Source organism: Kitasatospora sp. NPDC056531, assembly GCF_042794375.1.
Classification (GTDB): domain Bacteria; phylum Actinomycetota; class Actinomycetes; order Streptomycetales; family Streptomycetaceae; genus Kitasatospora.
In genome coordinates this window covers 1-292 of record NZ_JBHTTU010000376.1, presented here as the reverse complement: position 1 = coordinate 292, position 292 = coordinate 1, and positions in this window count along the sequence as shown.

Here is a 292-nt window from a genome sequence, read left to right as displayed (position 1 = left end):
TTTCCTCTCCCCCCTCCCCCCCCTATCCCCGCCCCGGGCCATGGGCTCACCTGGCCATGGGCTCACCTGGCCATGGGCTCACCTGGCCATGGGCTCACCTGGCCATGGGCTCACCTGGCCGGGCGTTGCGCCCTCCGCCCCGGGCCCAGGTCGGGCGGCTGCTGGGCCCCGCAGCCGCCGGGCCTGTTCCCGGCACGCTTCTCGTTCCTCCTCCCTCGCGACTCCTCAGCTCGGCGGCAGCGGATGCCACCGGAAACCCCCACCCCGGCTTTCCCCCCCACACCAACGGCGG